The organism is Streptomyces sp. DI166, assembly GCF_900091315.1.
GTDB classification, from domain to species: Bacteria; Actinomycetota; Actinomycetes; order Streptomycetales; family Streptomycetaceae; genus Streptomyces; species Streptomyces fuscus.
The window spans coordinates 1-20731 of sequence record NZ_FLSP01000098.1; the positions used below are offsets into that span (position 1 = coordinate 1).

Here is a 20731-nt window from a genome sequence, read left to right on the forward strand (position 1 = left end):
GCGGCCTGCTCCGCCGCTTCCGGGTCGGCGGGCGGAAGCTGGGCGGCGGCCGCCGCGTCGGCCTCGGCGAGCATGGCGCGTACGGCGGCCTCCTCCGACTGCCAGGCGTCCAGGCGCCGTTGCAGCTCCCGGTGCTCGGCGTCGCTGAGCAGGGCGCCGGCCGCGGCCTGCGGGGTCTCGAACCCGGCGCGGAAGGCGGCGTCGGCCAGCCGCGCGTCCGCGTCCTTGAGGCGCCGGGCGCTGTCCTCCGCGGCGCGGGCACTGTCGGCGGCGTCGGTGAGCAGGGCGACCTGGCGCTCCAGTTGGGCGGCGCGGGCGGCCACGCTGTCCAGGGCACCGCGCGCCTCGGCCAACTCGCTTTCCAGCGCGGCCCGTTCCTGCTCCAGGCGCTCGCGGTGGCCGACCCGTGCCGCGGCGGAGACCTCGGCCTGTCTACGGGCCGTGGCGCGCCGCTCGTGCTCCTGCTCGGCGCGGCGCAACTCCTCGCGCGCGGAGTGCAGTACGGAGGCGTCCCGGCGAGCCTCGGCGAACTGCCGCTCCAACTCGGCCATTTCGTCCGCGAGTTGCGCGGTGGGCGTGTCACCGGCCTCGGCGGTGGCGGCGGCCAGCGCCTCGCGTACGGCGCCCAGCTCGCGTTCCTGTTCGGCCTGGTGGGCCTCCGCCCGCTGGAAGGCGGTGTGGGCCCGTTCCTCGGCCTCGCGGCCGACGTGCCCGGCGTCCTTACGCGCGGGCGCCGGATGTTCGGTGGCGCCGCACACCGCGCACGGCTCGCCGTCGGTCAACTGAGCGGCCAGTTCGGCCGCGATGCCGTTCAGGCGGCGTTCCTTGACCTCCAGCCAGTGTTCCTTGGCCGCGAGGGTCTCTTCCTTCGCGCGGTGGACCCGGTCGGCGGCCGAGGCCATCTCCTCGGTCAGCCGGTCCCGTGTCCGGGCCGCCCTGAGCCGCCGTTCCGCGGGTTCCCGCCGCACGGAGAGCTGCTCGGCGCGGGTGGCGGCCTCCTGGGCGCTGTCGATCCGCCGCTGCAGCTGCGCGCGGGTGGCCTCCCAGCCGCCGAGCCAGGCCTCGGCCTCCTGGAGGATCTCCTCGTCGGCGCGCTCCTGGCGGTCCAGTACGTCGCGCTCCTCGGCGAGTTCGGCGAGCCTCTGTTCGGCGCGGCGGGCCGACTCCAGGCCGCCCAGTTCCTCGGCGGCCCGGCGTGCGGCGGCGGCGAGTCCGGCGGCACCGGCGTCGGCGTAGGCGTCCGGCAGCAGCGCCAGCGCGCGTGCCCGGCCGGCGGAGGCCCGCCGGTGCTCGGCGTCGGCGGCGTCCCGCAGTTCCAGGGCGGGGGCCACCGCCTCCGCCTTGCGGGCCCGCTCCATGCGCGCCTGCGCCTCCCGGTGCGCTTCCGCCCGTTCCTCCAGCAGCGCCGCCCGCTCCCGTGCCTCGGCGAACCGGCGCTGCAGCCGGGCGGTTTCGCGTACGTCGGCCAGGGCGCGCTCGGCGGCGGCCTGGCCGGACTCGGCCGCGGCGAGGCGGCACTGGGCGATGGTCAGGTGCTCGCGCAGGGTGCTGCGGGCGACGGCGGCGGCGCTGAGGACGGCCTCGGCGACGCCGGGTTCGCCGGGTGTCAGCTCGGGCAGCTCCATGGCGCCGCCCGCGGCCTGCTGCATCCGGTGGGCGTCGGCGAGCAGGGCGGCGTCGCCGTCCCGTACCTCGGCCTCTGCCGCGCGACGCCGTTCCGCGAGGCGCTTCTCCACGTCGGCGAAGCGCTGGGTGTCGAAGAGCCGCCCCAGCAGCCGCCCGCGTGCCTCGGCGTCGGCGCGCAGGAAGCGCGCGAAGTCGCCCTGGGGCAACAGGACGACCTGGCAGAACTGCTCCCGGCTCATCCCGATCAGCTGGGTGATCTCCTCGCCGATCTCCTGGTGGGAGCGGCTGAGGTCCTTCCAGGCGCCGGTGGTGGAGTCGTACTCGCGCAGCCGGCTCTGCGCCTTGTCCACCGTCGTGCCGGAGCCGCGCAGCTTGGCCCGCTCCCAGGGCGGCTGCCGGGTGATCTCCAGCCGCCGACCGCCGACCGTGAGTTCGAGCCGGACCTCGGTCCGGGTACCGGGGGCGGCGTGGTCGCTGCGCAGCGCGATGCCCTGGCCGTTCTGGCGGGCGCCGGGCACCGAGCCGTACAGCGCGTAGCAGACGGCGTCGAGGACGGAGGTCTTGCCGGCGCCGGTGGGGCCGTGCAGCAGGAACAGCCCGGCCGCGGACAGCTCGTCGAAGTCGACGCTCTGGGCGCCGCCGAAGGGCCCGAAGGCGGTGATGTCGAGTCGGTGCAGCCTCACCGGGCCACCTCCCGTACCGCCGCGTCCGCGCGGACGGCGTCGAAGGCGTCCCGCAGGACGCCGCGCTCGTCCTCGTCCGGTCCGGCGCCGCGTACATGGGCGACGAAGTCCTCGGCGATCTGCTGGTCGTCGCGCCCGGCCAGTCTGCGGGCGTAGGAGACGTCGGGGTCGTCGGGGGCCCGGTCGGGGTCGAAGACCAGGCTGAGGGTGTGCGGGAAGCGCTCGGTGAGGCGGGCCATGGGTTCGGCGGGGCGCACCGGGTCGGTGAGGGTGGCCTCGACCCAGGACTCCTGGTGCCGGGCGAGGTCCGGGTCGGCGAGGAGGTCCTCCAGCGGGCCGCGGATGCGGGCGAGCGGGCGCGGGACGGGGCAGTCGACGCGCTCGGCGGTGACGGCGCCGTGGGCGTCGAGGTCGATCAGCCACATGCTCTTGCGGTGGTCGGCCTCGGAGAAGGAGTACGGCAGGGGGGAGCCGGAGTAGCGCACCCGGTCGGTGATGGTCTGGCTGCCGTGCAGATGCCCGAGGGCCACGTAGTCGACGCCGTCGAAGACCCCGGCCGGTACCGAGGCGACCCCGCCGACGGTGATGTCCCGCTCGCTGTCGCTGGCCTCGCCGCCGGTGACGAAGGCGTGGGCGAGGACGACGGAGCGGGTGCCCGGCGCGCGGGCGGCGAGGTCGGCGCGCACCCGCTCCATGGCCGCCGCCAGCACCGCCTCGTGCCCGGCCTTCTCCACCCCGAACTCGTCCTTCACCAGGGCCGGTTCGAGATACGGCAGCCCGTAGAAGGCCACGTCGCCGTGGGTGTCGGCCAGCACGACCGGGGTGCCGCACGCCGAGGGCTCGGTGCGCAGATGGATGCCCGCGCGGTCGATGAGCCCGGCGCCGACGCCCAGGCGCCGCGCGGAGTCGTGGTTGCCGGAGATCATCACGGTGGGCACGCCGAGACCGGCGAGCCGGTGCAGGGCGTCGTCGAACAGTTCGACGGCGGCGAGCGGCGGCACGGCCCTGTCGTACACGTCTCCCGACACGACCACGGCCTCCACCTCGCGCTCACGCACGGTGGTGACGAGGTGGCCGATGAACTCGGCCTGGGCGCCGAGCATGTTCACGCGATGGAACGCCCGGCCCAGGTGCCAGTCGGAAGTGTGCAGGAGCCTCATGATCCCCGAAGACTAACGGCCGGGTCTGACATCACGGGCGGTTACTCCCGTATCGGCCCGGCATGCCCGCATCGAGCAGCGTCCGTTATGCGCCCATACTCATGGATTTAACCGACTTCGTGTCAGGCGTCGCCGTACGCCTCCCCGCCCAGGGTGAGTTCGGCGGTCCCGGCCGTGGCGTCGGCGAGCCAGGCGCGGAAGGCCCCGACATCGGCGTCGGGGAGCCCGATCTCGATGGTGACGGCCTCGCCGTAGTGCACGTCGCGCACCTCGCGCCCGGTGGCGCGCAGATCGTTCTGGATCTTCCCGGCGCGCTGGTGGTCGACGGTGACGGTGGCCAGGCGGAAGCGGCGGCGGGTGATGGTGCCCTGGTTGTCGAGCGCCTCGCCGACGGCGCCGCCGTACGCGCGGATGAGGCCGCCCGCGCCGAGCTTGACGCCGCCGAAGTACCGGGTGACGACGGCGACGACGTAGCGCATGTCGCGGCGCAGCAGCATCTGGAGCATGGGGACTCCTGCGGTGCCGCCGGGTTCGCCGTCGTCGCTGGCCTTCTGGACCGAGGCGTCCGCGCCGATGACGTAGGCCCAGCAGTTGTGCGTGGCGTCCGCGTGTTCCTTGCGGACGGCGGCGATGAAGTCCTGGGCCTCCTGCTCGGTGGCCGCCGGGGCGAGGCTGCACAGGAAACGGGAGCGGTTCACTTCGGTCTCGTGCACGCCCGCGCGGGCCACTGTGCGGTACTCGTCCTGCATTCCGTCAGCCTATGCCAGGCCCCGTCAGTGCTTCTTGCCCCGCGGCACGGTGAACCAGGTGAGCAGGGCGGCGCCGGGGGTGAGCTGCTTCCAGGCGGTGCCGCGCCAGGTGAGGACGGCGATGGCCGAGGTGGGGAACTTCTCCCGGAGCCGTTCCAGGGCGTCGTCGAGGGCGTCCCCGGCGAGGCGGACCACCAGTTGCTCAAGTTCGGGGTTGTGCCCGATCAGCAGCAGGGTGGCCACCTCGGAGGAGGTCCCGTGCACGACGTCGAGCAGGTCGGCGACGGTGGCCGCGTACAGCTGCGGGAGGTGGCGCACGGGCGGCGGGCTGGCCCATTCGCCGGAGGCCAGCTCCCAGGTCTGGCGGGCCCGTACGGCGGTGGAGCACAGCGCGAGGTCGGGCAGCAGGCCGGTCTCGGCCAGCTCACGTCCGGCCGCCGGCGCGTCGCGGCGCCCGCGCGGGGCGAGCGGGCGGCGGTGGTCGGCGACCCCTTCGGGCCACGCGGACTTGGCGTGCCGCAGCACGACCAGGCGGCGCTGCGGACCCGTCCCCGCGCGGGCGATCACGCCGGGGATCCCAGGTCGCGGGTGAGTTCGAGGCCGAGCAGCCGGTCGGCGTAGGCGCAGGTCTCGAAACGGGCGCCGTCCGGCACGTCGGTTGCCTGCTCCACCCGCTCCAGCAGGCGCAGGACCCGCGGTACGTCCAGGTCGTCCTCCCAGGCCTCGCGCAGTTCCGCGCGCAGGTCGTCGGGGATGGGCCGCGAGGGGCGCCGGGCCCACGCGGCGACCGCGCGGCGCAGCCGGACCAGGGTGTCGTGGGCCTCGGCCAGGGCGTCCGTGTCGAGCCGGACCGGGGTGTCCCGGGGCGGGGTGAACAGGGCCAGGCGCAGGGCGACGGGGTCGGCGCCGGAGAGCGGTGCCGGCGACTCGGTGTGCACGGGGGCGACGGCGAGCCGGACGCCGTCCGGGGTGTCGCCTCCCTCGGCCACGACATGGATGACCTGCACCCCGCCGAGTTCCTCGCCGCCTTCCTCCAGGGGGCGGATGCCGAGGGCGGCGGCCCCGGCGCGCAGTTCGGGCCGGTCGCGCTCGCCGCGCAGGACCGCCCAGACGGGTGTGCCGCCCAGTTCCAGGGCGCGGACGAGGAGATCGGCGTAGAGCAGTACGCGCAGGGCGCCGGTGTCGAAGGCGGGCGCGTGGGCCTCGACGCGGGTCAGTCCGCGCCGGGCGGGCGCGGCGTCCACAGGCTTGCCCGTCCGGGCGTCGGTGATGCGCAGCACTCCCCGAGCCTAGGCGGGCGAGGGCCGGGGCGCAGCACACGGCGCGGTTTCCGGACAGCCGGGCGCGCCGGACCCGGGAATCTCCGCCGACTCCCGGTCGTTGTCGGGAGCAGAGGCGAGTCATGAGGTCGAGGAGGCCCGGTGTACGGCGACGAAGCGACGATCCGCAAGATCCTCACCGAGCTCGGGGACACCTGGGCCGTGGTCGGGCTGTCGTCGAACCAGCGGCGCGCGGCGTACGGCGTCGCCCGGGTGCTCCAGCGCTACGGCAAGCGTGTGGTGCCCGTGCACCCCAAGGCAGAGACGGTGCACGGCGAGCAGGGGTACGCCTCCCTCGCGGACATACCGTTCGACGTGGACGTCGTCGATGTCTTCGTCAACAGTGACCTGGCGGGCCAGGTCGCCGACGAGGCCGTGGCGAAGGGCGCCAAGGCGGTGTGGTTCCAGCTCGGCGTGCTGGACGAGGCCGCGTACGCGAGGACCAGGGCCGCGGGCCTGGACATGGTGATGGACCGCTGCCCGGCGATCGAGATACCGCTGCTGCGGTGACGCACGACGGCGCGTTCGGCGGGGTTCCCGTCCGGGCCGAACGTCCCATAATGCTCGGGTGACTTCGACCTCCCCCCACCACAACTCCCTTGCCCCGCAACACTTTCCGGTGGTCATCGTCGGCGCCGGTCCGGCCGGGCTCACCCTCGGCAACATCCTGCGGGCCGCGTCGGTCGACTGTCTGGTCCTGGAGACCGAGAGCCGCGCGTTCATCGAGCAGCGTCCCCGCGCGGGAGTCCTGGAGGAGTGGGCCGTGCGCGGGCTCGAACAGCGCGGCCTCGCGGAGAACCTGCTCGCCCGCGGCCAGGTGCACCACGAGTGCGAGTTCCGCTTCGCCGGTGAGCGCCACCGCTTCGAGTACGCGTCGCTGACGGGTCAGCACCACTTCATCTATCCGCAGCAGTTCCTGGTGACGGACCTGGTGCGGGAGTACGCCGATGTGCGCGGCGGCGCGATCCGGTTCGGGGTGCGGGACGTGGAGCTGCACGACCTGGACTCCGAGCGGCCCTCGGTGTCGTACACCGACCCCGGGTCCGGGCTGCGGCAGGTGGTGCGCGCCGATGCCGTCGCGGGCTGCGACGGGGCGCGCGGGGTGTCCCGGGCCGCGTTGCCGCCCGGATACGCCCGGATCTCGCGGTACGACTACGGCATCGGCTGGCTGGCGCTGCTGGCCGAGGCGCCGCCGTCCAACGACTGTGTGGTGTTCGGCATGCACCCGCGCGGATTCGCCGGGCACATGGCGCGCAGCCCCGAGGTCACCCGGTACTACCTGGAGTGCCCGCCGGGCGACGACCCGGAGAACTGGTCGCAGGACAGGGTCTGGGCGGAGCTCCAGGAACGGCTCGGGGCGGCCGGCGCACCCCGGCTGACCGAGGGGCGGCTGATCGAGAAGCGCGTGCTGGACATGCACAGTTACGTGGTGGAACCCATGTCCTACGGGCGGCTCTTCCTCGCCGGTGACGCGGCCCATCTCACCGCGCCGATCGCCGCCAAGGGCATGAACCTGGCCCTGCACGACGCGTTCCTGCTGGGCGATGCCCTGGTCACGTTCCTCACCAAGGGCGACTCCACCGGACTGGACGGCTATTCGCGGACCAGCCTGGCCCGGGTCTGGGACTACCAGGAGTTCTCGCAGTGGCTGTCGGAGGTGTACCACGGCGTCTCCTCGGGCGATCCGCACCGCGCGGGCACGACCCAGGCCCGGCTGCGCCGCCTGTTCGCCTCCCCGGCGGCGGCGCGGGCCTTCGCGGAGTCGTACCTGGGCAGGGCGTAGGGCCCCGTCAGTCGTGCGGGGGCCGGTCGCTGAGCCGGTGGTCGGCGACGTTCAGGGCCTCGTCCAGCAGCCGCCGCAGGTGGCCGTCGCGCAGTGCGTAGATCACCCGGCGGCCCTCCTTCCGCGTACTGACCAGCCCGGCCAGCCGCAGCCGTGCCAGATGCTGGCTGACCGCGGGCCGGGCCGCCCCGCACACCTCCGTGAGCGTGCTGACGTCCGCCTCCTGCCCGGTCAGCGCGTGCAGCAGGGTGAGCCGGGTGCGGTCGCCGAGGAGCGCGAGGAGCTCGGCGGCGAGGGCGAACTGTTCGTCGCCGGGCGTGCGCGGGTGCGCATCGTGTGCAGATGACAGGTGCATGCGTGCGCTCATACGCACATAATGGCGCCGTGGACGGGGTAAGTCCACCTCGCCATCGAAAGGGGGACCGGACCCGTGAGCCATCCGCACCACCACCGCCACCACTCACTCGGCCATCGCCTGTCCCATCTCCTCAAACCGCACTCTCACGACACCGCCGACAAGGTCGACTCGGCCCTGGAGTCCTCGGCCAGGGGCATGCGCGCACTGTGGGTCTCGCTGGCGGTGCTCGGCGCGACCGCGCTTCTGCAGGCGGTCGTCGTGGTTCTGTCCGGCTCGGTGGCGCTGCTCGGGGACACGGCGCACAACACCGCCGACGCGCTGACCGCCGTCCCCCTCGGCATCGCCTTCGTCCTCGGCCGCCGAGCGGCGAACCGGCGCTTCACCTACGGATACGGCCGCGCGGAGGACCTCGCGGGGCTGGTGATCGTACTGACCATCGCGGTCTCGGCGGTCCTGGCGGGCTGGGTGGCGGTGGACCGCCTCCTGGACCCGCGCCCGGTGGAGCACGTGCCGGCGGTGGCCGTGGCCGCGCTGGTGGGTTTCGCGGGCAACGAGTGGGTGGCCCGCTACCGGATCAGGATCGGCCGGGAGATCGGCTCGGCCGCGCTGGTCGCCGACGGACTGCACGCCCGCACCGACGGGTTCACGTCCCTGGCGGTCCTGCTGGGCGCGGGCGGCGCGGCACTCGGCTGGCAACTCGCCGACCCGGTCGTGGGGTTGGCGATCACCGCGGCGATCCTCCTGGTACTGCGGGACGCGGCACGCGAGGTGTTCCGTCGGGTCCTGGACGCCGTGGACCCCGCCCTGGTGGACCGGGCCGAACAGGCGCTGCTGGAGGTGCCCGGGGTGCGCGGTGTGGGCGAACTGCGCCTGCGCTGGATCGGCCACCGCCTGCGCGCGGAGGTGGCCGTGGTGGTGGACGGCGAAACGACGGTGCGCCGGGCCCACGCGGTGGCCGTGGCCGCCGAACACGCCCTGCTCCACGCGGTCCCCCGCCTCACCGCGGCCCTGGTCCACGCGGACCCGGCCCCGGCGCCCGGCGAGGCGGACCCACACGAGGCACTGGCCCACCACGTGGGGACGTGAACAGGCCCGCGTCACTCTCCGGACACCGCCCGCGTCCAGCGCCAGCGGCCTGCCCCGGCCCGGCACCGACGGACCCGCACACGGCACGCCCGCCAAACAGCGACATAAACCGACCCGCACAACACTGCGGACCCCGGCCGCGGCGGCGCCAGCGGCCTGCCCCGCCCCAGCACCCGGCGGACCCGCACACGGCACCGCCCACCGGATAGCGACGTGAACCGCCCCGCACCGGGCCCTGCCCGCGATGGGCGCAGCCTGGCTCAGGCCACTCCGAGCCCCTCCAGCACCACGGCCCCCGGCAGTTCCGCGAACGCCTTCCCCGGCACCAGCAGCTTCCCCCGCCGACGGCCGCTCCCCACCAGCACGTACGGCAGATCGACGACCGCGGAGTCCACCAGCACCGGCCATCCCGCGGGCAGCCCGATCGGGGTGATCCCCCCGTACTCCATCCCCGTCTCCCCCGTCGCCACGTCCATCGGTGCGAACGACGCTTTGCGGGCCCCCAGTTGGCGGCGGACCGCGCCGTTCACGTCGACGCGGGTGGTGGACAGCACGACGCAGGCCGCGAGCGTGGTCTCGCCACCGCGTTTGCCCGCGACGACCACGCAGTTGGCGGAGGTGTCGAGCAGGTCCTGGCCGTAGTGCTGGACGAACACGGCGGTGTCGGCCCACTGGGGGTCGGTCTCGACGTAGACGATCTGGTCGGCGGGGACGCTGCCGGTCCAGCCGCGAATGGCATCGGCCACGGGCGCGGTCAGCTCGTCGAGGCAGTCGGGGGCGGGGATGGCCTGGTCGAAATCTCCGATGGGTGCGCGCATGGCCGCACCGTAGCAAGCGCGTGCGACGCGCTCAGCGCACGGGCGGTACCGAGACGACCAGTACCAACTCCACCGGTTCGGAGCCGTCGTTGCCGTAGCGATGGGCCGCGCCCGCCTCGAAGTAGGCGCTCGCGCCCGCCGGGACCCGGTGCTCGACACCGTCGACGGTCAGCGTCAGCTCACCGGCCGTGACGTGCAGGAGCTCGACCGTTCCGGCGGGGTGCGGGTCGGAGGCGCTGGACTCGCCCGGCATCAGCCGCCAGTTCCACATCTCCAGCGGCCCCGGCGCCTCCGTGCCGACGAGGAGGCGGCTGTAGCTGCCGGACTCGGTGTGCCACATCCGCACCACCTGGTCGGCCGGCACCACCCGTACCTTCGGCCCTTGTTCGTAGTCGAGCAGCGTGGGGATGCTGACGCCCAGCGCGTCCCCGATCTTCACGACCGTGCCGAGGCTGGGGTTGGTGCGGGCCTGCTCGATCTGGATCAGCATGCCTCGGCTGACCCCCGCGCGGGCGGCGAGCGCGTCCAGCGTGAAACCGCGCTCGGTGCGCCAGCGCTTGACGTTGCGCGCCAGTGACTGGGTCAGCAGGTCGAGGTCCGACACGGTTCACCTCGGTCCGGGGTCCAGCATTCTGAATTCAAGGGTCCAACAATCCGCACTGCTCTGGGTTGCACATGATCGTGCACCAGACTGTACTGCGCGGACCGCCCTCAGCCCTCCGCGTCCAGCTGCGCCAGCCGGGCCGCCGACTCCTCGTCCAGGTCCGCGAGCGCCGCGAGCTGCTGCGAGGTCACCCCGTCCGGTATCGGCACCGGGGCGGGCGTCCTCAGCGGCGGCTGCCAGCCGTCGGCGGGCGTCCAGCGCCGTACGACCCGGGCGGGCGCCCCGGCCACCACGGAGTGGTCGGGTACCGTGCCGCGGACCACGGCCCCGGCCGCGACGACCACGTTCCGCCCGATCCGCGCGCCTGGCAGGATCACCGCGCCGGTGCCGATCCAGCAGCCGGGGCCGATCTCCACCGGCTCCATCCGCGGCCACTGCTTGCCGATCGGCTCGTGCGGGTCGTCGTAGGAGTGGTTGGTGGAGGTGACGTAGACGTACGGGCCGAAGTAGCAGTCGCTGCCGATGGCCACCGTGGTGTCGGCGATGACATGACTGCCGCGGCCGAGGACGACGCCGTCGCCGATCCGCAGGATGGGGTCGGGGCCGAGGTCCAGATCGGGCATGAGTCCCGCGGTCAGAGTGACCTGCTCGCCGACGATGCAGTGGGAGCCCAGATGGATCCACGGCTCGCCGAAGACGGTGCCGAGCGGGAACGCCAGCCGGGTGTGCTCGCCGATCGCGCCGAAGCGGAAACGGCCGGGGCGCTCGGCGGTCACCGAGCCGGTGCGCTGCACCCAGGCCCAGCCCGCGTGGACAGCGCGCTGCGCCACCCGGCGACCCCAGGACGAGAACGTGTTCTTGCTCTTCGGCACCCAGTCACCGTACTGAGCCCACGCCGCCCCCACGGTCTCCCGGGCCTGTGATCTTCGGCTCAACGCGGTGGCGTACGGTGCCGTGTATCACATGATCGGGAGGCAACGATGATCAAGGGCATTGGCGGCCGGGAGCCGAAGGTCGACGAGGACGTGTTCGTGGCACCCACGGCCTCGGTGATCGGCGACGTGACGCTGCGGACGGGCGCGAGCGTCTGGTACGGCGCCGTGCTGCGGGGCGACGTCGAGCGCATCAGCGTGGGCGCGAGCAGCAACGTCCAGGACAACTGCACCCTGCACGCCGACCCCGGCTTCCCGGTCACCGTGGGGGAACGTGTTTCCATCGGTCACAACGCCGTCGTGCACGGCGCGACCGTCGAGGACGACTGCCTCATCGGCATGGGCGCCACGGTGCTGAACGGCGCGGTCATCGGCGCGGGCTCCCTGGTCGCCGCCCAGGCCCTCGTCCCACAGGGCATGGTCGTCCCGCCCGGCTCACTGGTCGCGGGCGTCCCGGCAAAGGTGAGGCGGGAACTCTCCGAGGAGGAACGCACCGGCCTCACCCTCAACGGCACCCTCTACGCGGACCTGGCCCAGGCCCACCGGGAAGCCCACAAGGCCTGAGCACCACTCTCTGGAGCGGGTGTCACTCCGCCGCGCCCACCAGCTCCGACTCTCCCGGCTGTGCCTGGGCCTGGGCCTTCTTGGCCTTGCGCTTGAGGACCAGGAACGATGTCAGGCCGATCAGTACCGCGGCCACCAGGCCCAGCCAGGAGAAGCGCTTGAGCCAGGACTCGGCGACGACGCCGACGTAGTAGATGACCGCGGTGGTGCCGCCCGCCCAGAGGATGCCGCCGAGGACGTTGGCGGTGAGGAACTTCCAGTACGGCATGCGCAGGACGCCCGCGAGGGGGCCGGCGAAGATGCGCAGGAGGGCGACGAAGCGGCCGAAGAAGACGGCCCACATGCCCCACTTCTGGAAGGAGCGCTCGGCGGTCGCGATGTGCGCCTCGCTGAAGTGCCGCGGGAACTTCTTGCCCAGCCAGGCCAGCAGGGGTCGGCCTCCCTTGCGGCCGATGGCGTAGCCGATCGAGTCGCCGATGATGGCGCCCGCGGTGGCGCAGGCGCCCAGGATCACGGGGTTGATGTCACCGTGCTGCGAGGCCAGCAGCGCCGAGGAGACCAGGATGATCTCGCCGGGCAGCGGGATGCCCAGGCTCTCCAGTCCGATGACCAGGCCCACCAGTAGATAGATGGCGAGCGGGGGCACCGTTTCGAGCCATTCCTGGACGTGCAACGCCGTTCCTCTCCCTGTGCCGAGCCGTTCCCGGGCGCACCCTCGCGGACGAGCGCGCGCCCGGGAAGCCTACCGGCACGGTGATCCAGGGCCCGCAGCGGCTAGGACAGCAAGGAGTCGAGCGGTGCCGTGACCGTGGTCGCCGCCTCCAAGAGGCGGGTCACTGGGGCGGTCGGTTCCAAGCGGGACTCGGGTTCGGTGCGGGCCATGCGGGTCTCGTACGGGTCCTGGCGTTCCTCGGGCTCCGGCGTTGGGGGCTCGTCCCGGTCGGTGCCGCCGTCGCCGAGCTGCCAGCGCTGGCTGTCGGTGCCGTCCCGTTCGGTAACCGTCGGTTTCCCGTCCCGGCCGGGGGCCACGGCCCGGTCACCGTCGTCGCGGAGCAGGAGTTCGCCGTGAACGGTGAGGTCGTAGCGCGCCGCGCCGGGGTGGAGGAGGCAGTCGGACAGGACGACCGTGCTCTCGTCGGCCTGGGACGCGTGGGAGTCAAGGCAGAGCCCGGGGTCGGCGCCGCTGCGGAGGCGGCCGTCCCTGCGGTACGACCACTGCTGCGACCCCGCGGCCGAGCACCCCGCGAGTACGGTCGCCGCACCGGGCCGTGGTTCGCCGCCCTGGAGGTCGAGGCAGAGCCCCGTGCCGAGGTTGCGGAGCAGGCCATGGGCGAGTTCGTCGGCGGCGCGGGCGGGGTCGGTCGCGGTCCGGCCGGTGACGGCGCGCGGGGCGCCCCAGGTGGCGTGCGGGTCGGGGACACCGTTGTCATCGGACCAGCCGCGGCTCACCAGGACGGTCGCGAGCAGCGCGAGCGTGGTCAGACCGACACCGGCGACGACCTTGGCCCGGCCCTGGGGCAGTACCGCCGGCCGCTGCCGGGCCGGCCGGTGGCGTCCGCCGCGCGCCGGTACCAGCCGATCGGGGTGGTCGCCGGCCCGGGCGGGGCGGGAGTCCAGATAGCGCCGGGCGCCCCAGCCGAGGACGGTCTCGGCGAGCAGTTCTCCGAGGCCGCCCTCGAAATGACTGAGCTGCTCGGCGGCGTACCGGCAGTAGCGGCACTCGGTCAGATGGCGTTCGACGTCGGGGAGGAGCGAGCCGCCCCGGCGGATCGGGACATCGAGCAGCCGGTTGTGGAAACCGCATTCCCGGGTCGGCGCGAGTTCCCGGTGCGCGCGGACGCAGGCGGCACGGAATTGCTCGCGGGCCTGGTCGAGCGCGAGGTGCGCGGTGCCGGGGTCGACACCCAGCAGACCGGCGGGTATGGAAATCGGTTCCGCCTCGACCTCGATATGCCACAACAGGCATCGCGAGGCGACCGGAAGGGAACCGAAGCCCCGCTCGGCGAGGCGCCGCCTTTCCGGTGTCATCGACCTCGCCGCGCGCATCCCGCGCGCCCCGGTCGTTTTGCGGAGTTCCGGCAGTGCGGCGGAAATCCTTTCGTCGGCCGCCCACTCCTTGACGGTGTCCCGCACGGCGGTGAGGAGTTGCGGGCGCAGCGCCTCGCCGGACGGGTTGCCGAGTACGCGGTGGAAGGCGGCGGCAGTCACCATCCGGGCCGCGCTCCCGGTCGTGGCCAGGCAAATCACGGCGTACTCGTGGGCGGCCCGCCAGTGCCGGGCCATCAGCAGCGGGACGCTCCCGGCGCCGGTTCCGGGCGGTCCGAGGCGGGCGACGAGGTCGCGGTCGGAGTCGGTGGGGGTCACTCCGGGACGGGGCGGGTACGGAGGGCGTGGGGGGTAGGGGGGTTGCACTGAACCATTTCCTTCCAAGCCGCTGGACGACAGTCGGAATGGCCGTCAGAGGGGCGCTCACTTTCGCACAACCGCCCACGGGCAACAAGGAGTTCGAGCGCCCCCATTTCAAGGTTCGGGGAATTCCCATTAGTTACCGGCGGTATCCGTACCGACATTCGAACCTGCGGTATGAACCATTCCCCGAGTTGTGCACATGGCGCGGTGATTTACTCACCGAATCTCCAGAAACGCGAAACGCGAAGGGCCCCCGCACCGGGGGCCCTTCGCGTCGTTCGGCTCGTCGTTCAGCTGTTGGGGCGCAGCGTCCACACGACGGTCATCTCGGTGGTGACCGCGCCGTCCTCGCGCTGGATGGCGACGCTCACCGGGAACTCGGGGCGCTTGCCGGAGTCCAGCTCGGCAACGACCTCGTCGATCGGCCGGCCCAGCGTCGCGGTGGCGGTGACCGGGCCGAGGGCGATCTTCTTGAACGCGATCTCCGCGGTCACCGGCAGCGGCACCGCCCGGGACAGTTGATCGCCGAAGGCGGCGAGCACGATGGCACCGCTGGCCGACTCGCCCAGGGTGAACATCGCCCCGGCGTGCGGGCCACCGACGTGGTTGCGGTACTCGGCCTGGTCCGGGAGCACCAGCACCGCCTTCTCCGGGGTGGTCTCGCGGTACTCCAGGTTCAGCGTCCGAACCATCGGCACGGTGGCGGCGAGCAACTCGCCGATCGACATCTGATCTGCGCTCATGGCGGCATGTTACCCACGAGTAGCCTCGGCTGGCCAGACACGTGTCGCGATCGTGATTGCTACGTCCCTGACAAGGGCCGGTGACCGAATCGTGTCCCGGGCGCCGCTAGGGTGGCTGCCCATGTGGCCAGGACAGCAGCCGCCCGGGGGCGAGCAGAACCCGCAGCAGCAGAACAATCCGTACCAGCAGCCGGGGTACCAGCAGCCGAATCCGTACCAGCAGCCGGGCTACCAGCAGCCCAACCCCTATGCGCAACAGCCGGGGTGGGGGGCGCCGACCCAGCCCACGACGGTCACCACGCCGGGCGGAGGCGGCGGCGGTGGCAACCGGACCAAGCTGGTCGCGATCGTGGCGGCCACGGCCGTGGTCGTGGCGGCCGGTGTCACCGGGGCCCTGGTGCTGACCGGCGACAAGGACGACAAGGCGGACGGCAAGGCGTCGCCGAGCCCGACCGTGACCAAGTCCTCCGAGCCCAGCGAGTCCGCCTCGACCGGGGAGGAGCGCGGCAACGAGGAGCTGGAGCCGACCGTCAAGGGCTGGAAGGTCGTCGTCAACACGCGCTTCGGCACGATGTTCGACGTGCCCGCGGACTGGGAGATCGACCGGCAGGACACCAGCGTGGGCTTCGAGTGGAAGGAGAAGGACGGCAAGCTCGACCGCACCACCGTCACCGCTCCCGCCTACCTCAAGTCCAAGTGGTGCACGGTCGACTCCGACAAGGACGGCCGCACCGAGGACACCGCCCTGGCGACCGCCGGTACCCGTGGCGAGAACGGCGCCAAGGACCTGGACGAGGCCGCCGAGACACGGGTGCCGTGGTGGATCTTCGGCGGGTACACCCAGCCGGACCGCAAGAGTGTGAAGTACGACAAGCCCGAGCCGTACACCACGGCCTCCGGTATCAAGGGCAGCCTCGCCACCGCCCACTCGGAGAACACGCCGCAGAAGGGCAAGTGCGACAGCGAGGGCAAGGCGTACACCTTCGCCTTCGAGAACGGCGCCGGTGACTACGTGACGTGGAACCTCTACGGCGCCAAGGGCGTCCCGGGGGAGGTCTCCGAGGAGACGGCCAAGAAGATCCTCAGCACCGTACGCCTCACGGAGACGCCGCCGACCGACACGTAACAGCAGGTGGCGGGGCCGATACCGGACAGGATTTCGACTTGGCAAGTCGGCCCCGCCGCGGCGATAGTCGCGAGGTGAAACCCACCGCCTCGCTCCGCCGCCCGTCCTGGGCGGGCCGCAACTACTCGCTGCTGACCGCCGCCGCGGTCGTGACCAACCTCGGCAGTCACGGCGCGCTCATCGCCGCCGCGTTCGCGGTGCTGGAGGCGGGCGGCGACGGCGGCGACGTGGGTCTGGTGGCGGCGGCACGCACCCTGCCGCTGGTGCTGTTCCTCCTCATCGGCGGCGCGGTCGCGGACCGGCTGCCCCGGCACCGGGTGATGGTCGCCGCCAACGCGCTGAACTGTGTCTCGCAGGCCGCCTTCGCGCTGCTGGTACTCACCGGCGAGCCCCGGCTGTGGCAGATGATGCTGCTCACCGCGCTGGGCGGCACCGGCCACGCGTTCTTCTCCCCCGCCGCCGAGGGCATGCTGCTCTCCACGGTCAGCGGTGAGCAGGCGAGCCGCGCGTTCGCGGTGTTCCGGATGGCCATGCAGGGCGCCGCGGTGGGCGGTGCCGCGCTCGGCGGCGCGATGGTCGCCGCGGTCGGTCCGGGCTGGGTACTGGCGGCGGACGCTGTCGCCTTCGCGGTGGCCGGGTCGCTGCGCGCCTTCCTCGACGTGAGCCATGTCGCGCCGCGCGCCCCGGGCGGCGGGCTGCTGTCCGACCTGCGCGAGGGCTGGCGGGAGTTCACCGGCCGGACCTGGCTGTGGGCCGTGGTCGTGCAGTTCTCCCTGGCGAACGCGGTGGTGGGCGCGGCGGACGCGGTCTACGGGCCCTTGGTCGCCCGGGACCATCTCGGCGGCGCCGGACCATGGGGCCTGGCCCTCGGCTTCTTCGGCGCGGGCACGGTCGCGGGCGCCCTGCTGATGACCCGCTGGAAGCCGCGCCGACTGCTCCTCGCGGGCACGCTGTGCGTCTTCCCGCTCGCCCTGCCGTCCGCGGCGCTCGCGATCCCCACCTCCGCCGGGGTCCTGTGCGCCGTGATGTTCCTGACCGGCGTGACCCTGGAGGTCTTCGGCGTCAGCTGGATGACCGCACTGCACCAGGAGATCCCCGAGGACAAACTCTCCCGCGTGGCCGCCTACGACTGGTTCGGCTCCGTGGCCCTGCTCCCCCTCGCCACCGCTCTGGCGGGCCCGGCGGAGTCGGCCTTCGGCCGCAGCCCGGCCCTGTGGGGCTGCGCGGTCCTGATCGTCGTGGTCACAGCGGCGGTCCTGTGCGTCCCGGACGTACGCAACCTGCGCCGCCGCACCAAGCACGTGACGACGGCACCGACGCCGACGCCGGCCGATGCCGAACAGCCGATCAGCGAGCGCGGCTGACACCCTCGCCCTCCCCCGCACCGGCCGCCCCGTCCAAGCCCCGCCGGGAAGACGACCCAGACAGCGCACCCTCGCAGGGCGGGACCACCGCCAGGCGGCACGAGGCCACCGGCCCGGAAGACAGTGCGCCCCCTCAGGGCCGCAACACCGACAGCCAACGAGGTCACCGGCCCGAGGGGCGGTGCGGCGGGCGAGGGTGGCGGCGCCGACGAGTCGCGCAAGCCCCCCGCCCGGCACCTTCCCGCCGCCGACTCGGCGTACAGGCCCTCAGCCGATGCCGAACGCGCCGTCCGGCGGCTCCGGTGACGGTACGGCGTTCTCGTCCCGCACCGGGCGGGCGTCGCCGATGAACGTGGCAAGCTCCGGCCCGTACTCCACCCTTGCCGGGAAGGCGTCCGCGGCCGTGCGCCGGGTCAGGCCCGCCAGGTCGACCGGCTGGTGGGAAGCCACCAGCACCGTGTTGCCGAAGCGTCGGCCCCGCAGCACCGCCGGTTCGGCGATCAACGCCAGTTCCCGGAACACCGCGGCGAAGGTGGCCAGTTGGGAGCGGAGGAAGTCGAAGGGCGCGGCGTCGGCGAGGTTGGCGAGGTAGACGCCGGTCGGGCGGACCACTCGCTCGGCCTGACGGGCGTAGCTGAGGGTGGTCAGGTGGGCCGGGACCCGGGAGCCACCGAAGACGTCCGCCACGAGGACGTCGGCGGAGTTGTCGGGGGCCGTTTCCAGCCACGCGCGCGCGTCCCCGGCGTGGAGGCGGACGCCCTCGGGCACCGGCATGTGTTCGACGACCATGTCCAGCAGCCTGCGGTCCGCCTCGACCACGTCCTGCCCCGAACCCGGCCGGGTCACGTGCACGTACCGCGGCAGCGTCAGCGCCCCGCCTCCGAGGTGCAGCACGTCCAACGGCGCCCCCGGCTCCGCGAGGACGTCCAGCACGTGCCCGAGCCGTCGCGCGTACTCGAACTCCAGGTGGGCGGGGTCGTCCAGGTCGACGTAGGACTGCGGCGCCCCGTCGACGGTCAGCAGCCAGGCCCGCTCCCGGTCGACATCGGGCATGAGCTTGGCGGTGCCGTGGTCGACGGGACGGCTGACAGGGATGGGTTCGGTCACCGGTCAATTGTCGTTGACGCGGGAACCACCCCGGGGCGCGCAACCACCCCGGGGCTCGGGGAACCGCGCGACCGGCCGCCACCGGTCCGCGGTCCCCGCCGGAACAACCCGCGGCACTCACACCACGGCCGTCACCGTCCCCGCCCCGACGGTCCGGCCGCCCTCGCGGATGGCGAACCCGAGCCCGGGCTCCAGCGGCACCTCACGACCCAGCTCGACAGTCATCGTGACCGTCTCCCCGGGCCGCACGACGGCCGCCTCCCCCAGGTCGATGTCCCCCACCACATCCGCCGTACGGATGTAGAACTGGGGCCGGTAGCCGGTCGTGACGGGCGTCGTACGACCGCCCTCCCGCGCCGACAGCACATAGACCTGCGCCGTGAACCGCCGTCGCGGCTCCACGCTCCCCGGCGCCGCGACGACATGCCCGCGCCGGACGGCGTCCCGGGCCACGCCGCGCAGCAACAGCGCGACGTTGTCGCCGGCCTGGGCCTCCTCCATCGGCTTGCCGAAGGTCTCGACCCCGGTGACAACGGTCTCCAGGCCCGCGCCGAGCACGTCGACCCGGTCACCGACGCGCACGGTGCCGCGCTCGACGGCGCCCGTGACGACGGTGCCCCGGCCGGTGATGGTCAGCACGTTCTCGACCGGCAGCAGGAACGGCGCGTCGACGTACCGCTCCGGCATCGGGACGTAGGTGTCCACGGCGTCGAGCAGCGCCTCCACGGAGGCCGTCCACTTCGGGTCCCCTTCCAGGGCCTTGAGCCCGGAGACCCGTACGACGGGCGCGGTGTCACCGCCGTACCCGTGCGCGCTGAGCAGGTCGCGGACCTCCAGCTCGACGAGCTCGATCAGCTCCTCGTCCGCGGCGTCCGCCTTGTTGAGCGCCACGACCACGTGGTCGACGCCGACTTGGCGGGCGAGCAGCACGTGCTCGGCGGTCTGCGGCATGATCCCGTCGAGCGCGGAGACGACGAGGATCGCCCCGTCGAGCTGCGCGGCCCCGGTGACCATGTTCTTGACGTAGTCGGCGTGGCCCGGCATGTCGACGTGCGCGTAGTGCCGGGTGTCGGTCTCGTACTCGACGTGCGCGATGTTGATGGTGATGCCGCGCGCGGCCTCCTCCGGCGCCCGGTCGATGCGGTCGAACGGCACGAAGGTGCCGGCGCCGCGCTCGGCGAGCACCTTGGTGATGGCGGCGGTCAGGGTGGTCTTGCCGTGGTCGACATGACCCATGGTGCCGATGTTGAGATGCGGTTTGGTGCGGACGTAGGCCGTCTTGGACATGGCGGTACCTCGAAGCGTCGTGGTGTGTGGTGGGGACCCCGGTGACCCGCCGACCCTCCCCCTGCGGGGTCCGCCGGACGATCCGGAGAGGGTCAGCTTCGGGCGCCGTCGACAGCGGCCAGGAAGACGAGGACGGCAGCCTTCGGGGCATCCGCGACCGCGGATGCTGCGAGGTGGAAGGCGTACCGGAACATGACGTCGATCATCGTCGACGCGATGTCCGGCGTCGAATGGTTTTCCCCTGTACGGAAGTTCAGCCGGCCCCGCCCGTCACTCACGCCCCGATGTTCTTCAGTGCCTCCCGCACCGACAGCGGCGCGAACCGCCCCTTCTCCCGCGCGAGGAAGTCCCGTACCGCGTCCGGGTCGGTCTTGGCGTACTCGCGCAGGGCCCAGCCGATCGCCTTGCGGACGAAGAAGTCGGGGTGCCCGGACTGGCGCAGGCAGTAGGTGAACAGGCGGTCGGTGTCGGTGCGTTCCTTGTAGCGCAGTTGGTGGAGCAGTGCGGTGCGCACGATCCACAGGTCGTCGTCGGCGCTCCAGGCGTCCATGTCGGCGGTGAGTTCGGGGTCGGCGGCGACCAGCGCCCCGACGACGTGGGCGGCGAGCAGATCGACGGTGTCCCACCAGGGCACCGTGGAGACCAGGTGCCGGGTCACGGGCAGGAAGGCGGAGGAGCAGCGTCCGGCGTACCGGCGCAGATAGTCGACCGCGAAGTACTGGTACTCCCGCTCCGGCAGCCGCCAGCAGCGCAGCGCGACGGCCGTGCAGTCGGCCTCGTCCGGCTTCGGCAGGCCCTTGAGGACCTTGCGGGACAGGGCACGGCGGACCGGGGTGGTCAGGCCCAGGAAGGGGGCCACGTCCTTCATGTACGCCCGCATGGGCACGGCGCGCTGGGGGTCGGCCGCGGCGCCGTAGGTGGTGGTGAGCCGGTCCAGCAGGGTGTCGGCGAGGGCGCTGTCGGGGACGGCCAGGGTGCTCGCGCCTGTCACGCTCATGAGACGAACGATACGG

The 20731-nt window shown here is 73.1% G+C and carries 22 protein-coding genes; 6 read left to right on the top strand and 16 right to left on the bottom strand.

Going from position 1 to position 20731, the window contains the following annotated elements:
* The 5 genes from GA0115233_RS32990 to GA0115233_RS33010 form a co-directional block, all read right to left on the bottom strand.
* Positions 1-2309 (bottom strand): AAA family ATPase (locus GA0115233_RS32990; protein ID WP_093724006.1); only part of this gene is annotated, 2309 nt, incomplete at its 3' end.
* Entirely contained in the window at positions 2306-3469 is a 1164-nt protein-coding gene (locus GA0115233_RS32995; RefSeq protein WP_093724007.1) for an exonuclease SbcCD subunit D, read from the bottom strand. The genes GA0115233_RS32990 and GA0115233_RS32995, both read right to left, overlap by 4 nt.
* Before the next feature lie 122 nt (positions 3470-3591).
* The gene (locus GA0115233_RS33000; protein WP_093724008.1) at positions 3592-4218 is read right to left on the bottom strand and encodes a YigZ family protein; all 627 of its coding nucleotides are present in this window, start codon (positions 4216-4218) and stop codon (positions 3592-3594) included.
* 24 nt (positions 4219-4242) lie between these two features.
* On the bottom strand, positions 4243-4785 hold the full coding sequence (locus GA0115233_RS33005; protein WP_093724009.1) for a SixA phosphatase family protein: 543 nt from the start codon (positions 4783-4785) through the stop codon (positions 4243-4245).
* Positions 4782-5498, bottom strand: coding sequence for a hypothetical protein (locus GA0115233_RS33010; protein WP_093724010.1), 717 nt, complete (start codon positions 5496-5498; stop codon positions 4782-4784). Before GA0115233_RS33010 ends, GA0115233_RS33005 begins: the two co-directional genes overlap by 4 nt.
* 141 nt (positions 5499-5639) lie before the next feature.
* Here GA0115233_RS33010 and GA0115233_RS33015 point away from each other — a divergent pair, with 141 nt between their 5' ends.
* Together GA0115233_RS33015 and GA0115233_RS33020 are read left to right on the top strand one after the other, a co-directional pair.
* Positions 5640-6047: a CoA-binding protein gene (locus GA0115233_RS33015; RefSeq protein WP_093724011.1), complete on the top strand. Its 408-nt coding sequence runs from the start codon at positions 5640-5642 to the stop codon at positions 6045-6047.
* A 58-nt stretch (positions 6048-6105) separates the two neighbouring features.
* Positions 6106-7320 (top strand): 4-hydroxybenzoate 3-monooxygenase, encoded by a 1215-nt coding sequence (locus tag GA0115233_RS33020; protein WP_093724012.1) that lies wholly within the window; start codon positions 6106-6108, stop codon positions 7318-7320.
* Between the two features lie 7 nt (positions 7321-7327).
* Here the strand turns inward: GA0115233_RS33020 and GA0115233_RS33025 are convergent, their stop codons facing one another.
* The gene (locus GA0115233_RS33025) at positions 7328-7687 is read right to left on the bottom strand and encodes an ArsR/SmtB family transcription factor (RefSeq protein ID WP_176712030.1); all 360 of its coding nucleotides are present in this window, start codon (positions 7685-7687) and stop codon (positions 7328-7330) included.
* 63 nt (positions 7688-7750) lie between these two features.
* On the opposite strand from GA0115233_RS33025, the gene GA0115233_RS33030 reads away from it, so the two are divergent.
* Entirely contained in the window at positions 7751-8764 is a 1014-nt protein-coding gene (locus GA0115233_RS33030) for a cation diffusion facilitator family transporter (RefSeq protein ID WP_093724014.1), read from the top strand.
* Between the two features lie 260 nt (positions 8765-9024).
* Here GA0115233_RS33030 and GA0115233_RS33035 read toward each other — a convergent pair whose 3' ends face one another.
* The 3 genes from GA0115233_RS33035 to GA0115233_RS33045 all read right to left on the bottom strand — a co-directional run bounded on the left by GA0115233_RS33035 (position 9025) and on the right by GA0115233_RS33045 (position 11058).
* Entirely contained in the window at positions 9025-9582 is a 558-nt protein-coding gene (locus GA0115233_RS33035) for a YbaK/EbsC family protein (RefSeq protein ID WP_093724015.1), read from the bottom strand.
* A gap of 31 nt (positions 9583-9613) precedes the next feature.
* Entirely contained in the window at positions 9614-10186 is a 573-nt protein-coding gene (locus GA0115233_RS33040) for a helix-turn-helix domain-containing protein (protein WP_093724016.1), read from the bottom strand.
* A 107-nt stretch (positions 10187-10293) separates the two neighbouring features.
* The gene (locus tag GA0115233_RS33045; RefSeq protein ID WP_093724039.1) at positions 10294-11058 is read right to left on the bottom strand and encodes an acyltransferase; all 765 of its coding nucleotides are present in this window, start codon (positions 11056-11058) and stop codon (positions 10294-10296) included.
* 108 nt (positions 11059-11166) lie between these two features.
* On the opposite strand from GA0115233_RS33045, the gene GA0115233_RS33050 reads away from it, so the two are divergent.
* Positions 11167-11682, top strand: a complete 516-nt coding sequence (locus tag GA0115233_RS33050) for a gamma carbonic anhydrase family protein (RefSeq protein ID WP_093724017.1) — start codon at positions 11167-11169, stop codon at positions 11680-11682.
* Between the two features lie 22 nt (positions 11683-11704).
* Here GA0115233_RS33050 and GA0115233_RS33055 read toward each other — a convergent pair whose 3' ends face one another.
* From GA0115233_RS33055 to GA0115233_RS33065, 3 genes are all read right to left on the bottom strand, one after another.
* Positions 11705-12355: a DedA family protein gene (locus GA0115233_RS33055; protein ID WP_093724018.1), complete on the bottom strand. Its 651-nt coding sequence runs from the start codon at positions 12353-12355 to the stop codon at positions 11705-11707.
* A gap of 101 nt (positions 12356-12456) precedes the next feature.
* Entirely contained in the window at positions 12457-14046 is a 1590-nt protein-coding gene (locus tag GA0115233_RS33060; protein WP_093724019.1) for an RICIN domain-containing protein, read from the bottom strand.
* A gap of 335 nt (positions 14047-14381) precedes the next feature.
* The gene (locus GA0115233_RS33065; protein ID WP_093724020.1) at positions 14382-14819 is read right to left on the bottom strand and encodes a DUF4442 domain-containing protein; all 438 of its coding nucleotides are present in this window, start codon (positions 14817-14819) and stop codon (positions 14382-14384) included.
* A 136-nt stretch (positions 14820-14955) separates the two neighbouring features.
* Here GA0115233_RS33065 and GA0115233_RS33070 point away from each other — a divergent pair, with 136 nt between their 5' ends.
* Together GA0115233_RS33070 and GA0115233_RS33075 are read left to right on the top strand one after the other, a co-directional pair.
* On the top strand, positions 14956-15960 hold the full coding sequence (locus GA0115233_RS33070) for a hypothetical protein (RefSeq protein ID WP_093724021.1): 1005 nt from the start codon (positions 14956-14958) through the stop codon (positions 15958-15960).
* Between the two features lie 74 nt (positions 15961-16034).
* Positions 16035-17324 (top strand): MFS transporter, encoded by a 1290-nt coding sequence (locus GA0115233_RS33075; RefSeq protein ID WP_093724022.1) that lies wholly within the window; start codon positions 16035-16037, stop codon positions 17322-17324.
* A gap of 267 nt (positions 17325-17591) precedes the next feature.
* Here the strand turns inward: GA0115233_RS33075 and GA0115233_RS33080 are convergent, their stop codons facing one another.
* From GA0115233_RS33080 to GA0115233_RS33090, 4 genes are all read right to left on the bottom strand, one after another.
* Entirely contained in the window at positions 17592-18431 is an 840-nt protein-coding gene (locus GA0115233_RS33080) for a spermidine synthase (RefSeq protein WP_093724023.1), read from the bottom strand.
* A gap of 117 nt (positions 18432-18548) precedes the next feature.
* Positions 18549-19718, bottom strand: a complete 1170-nt coding sequence (gene tuf, locus GA0115233_RS33085; protein ID WP_093724024.1) for an elongation factor Tu — start codon at positions 19716-19718, stop codon at positions 18549-18551.
* Between the two features lie 92 nt (positions 19719-19810).
* Positions 19811-19996, bottom strand: a complete 186-nt coding sequence (locus tag GA0115233_RS40755; protein ID WP_141689604.1) for a hypothetical protein — start codon at positions 19994-19996, stop codon at positions 19811-19813.
* Positions 19993-20715 carry a DNA alkylation repair protein gene (locus GA0115233_RS33090; RefSeq protein ID WP_093724025.1) on the bottom strand — a complete coding sequence of 241 codons (723 nt, stop codon included), beginning with the start codon at positions 20713-20715 and terminating at the stop codon, positions 19993-19995. Before GA0115233_RS33090 ends, GA0115233_RS40755 begins: the two co-directional genes overlap by 4 nt.
* Positions 20716-20731: the final 16 nt, after the last annotated feature.

What these genes read in the sequence shown, in the direction of transcription:
- tuf (WP_093724024.1), bottom strand. Translation starts at nt 19,718, where the DNA reads ATGTCCAAGACGGCCTACGTCCGCACCAAACCGCATCTCAACATCGGC.
- GA0115233_RS33035 (WP_093724015.1), bottom strand. Translation starts at nt 9,582, where the DNA reads ATGCGCGCACCCATCGGAGATTTCGACCAGGCCATCCCCGCCCCCGAC.
- GA0115233_RS33000 (WP_093724008.1), bottom strand. Translation starts at nt 4,218, where the DNA reads ATGCAGGACGAGTACCGCACAGTGGCCCGCGCGGGCGTGCACGAGACC.
- GA0115233_RS32995 (WP_093724007.1), bottom strand. Translation starts at nt 3,469, where the DNA reads ATGAGGCTCCTGCACACTTCCGACTGGCACCTGGGCCGGGCGTTCCAT.
- GA0115233_RS33070 (WP_093724021.1), top strand. Translation starts at nt 14,956, where the DNA reads ATGTGGCCAGGACAGCAGCCGCCCGGGGGCGAGCAGAACCCGCAGCAG.
- GA0115233_RS33090 (WP_093724025.1), bottom strand. Translation starts at nt 20,715, where the DNA reads ATGAGCGTGACAGGCGCGAGCACCCTGGCCGTCCCCGACAGCGCCCTC.
- GA0115233_RS33065 (WP_093724020.1), bottom strand. Translation starts at nt 14,819, where the DNA reads ATGTCGATCGGCGAGTTGCTCGCCGCCACCGTGCCGATGGTTCGGACG.
- GA0115233_RS33025 (WP_176712030.1), bottom strand. Translation starts at nt 7,687, where the DNA reads ATGAGCGCACGCATGCACCTGTCATCTGCACACGATGCGCACCCGCGC.
- GA0115233_RS33050 (WP_093724017.1), top strand. Translation starts at nt 11,167, where the DNA reads ATGATCAAGGGCATTGGCGGCCGGGAGCCGAAGGTCGACGAGGACGTG.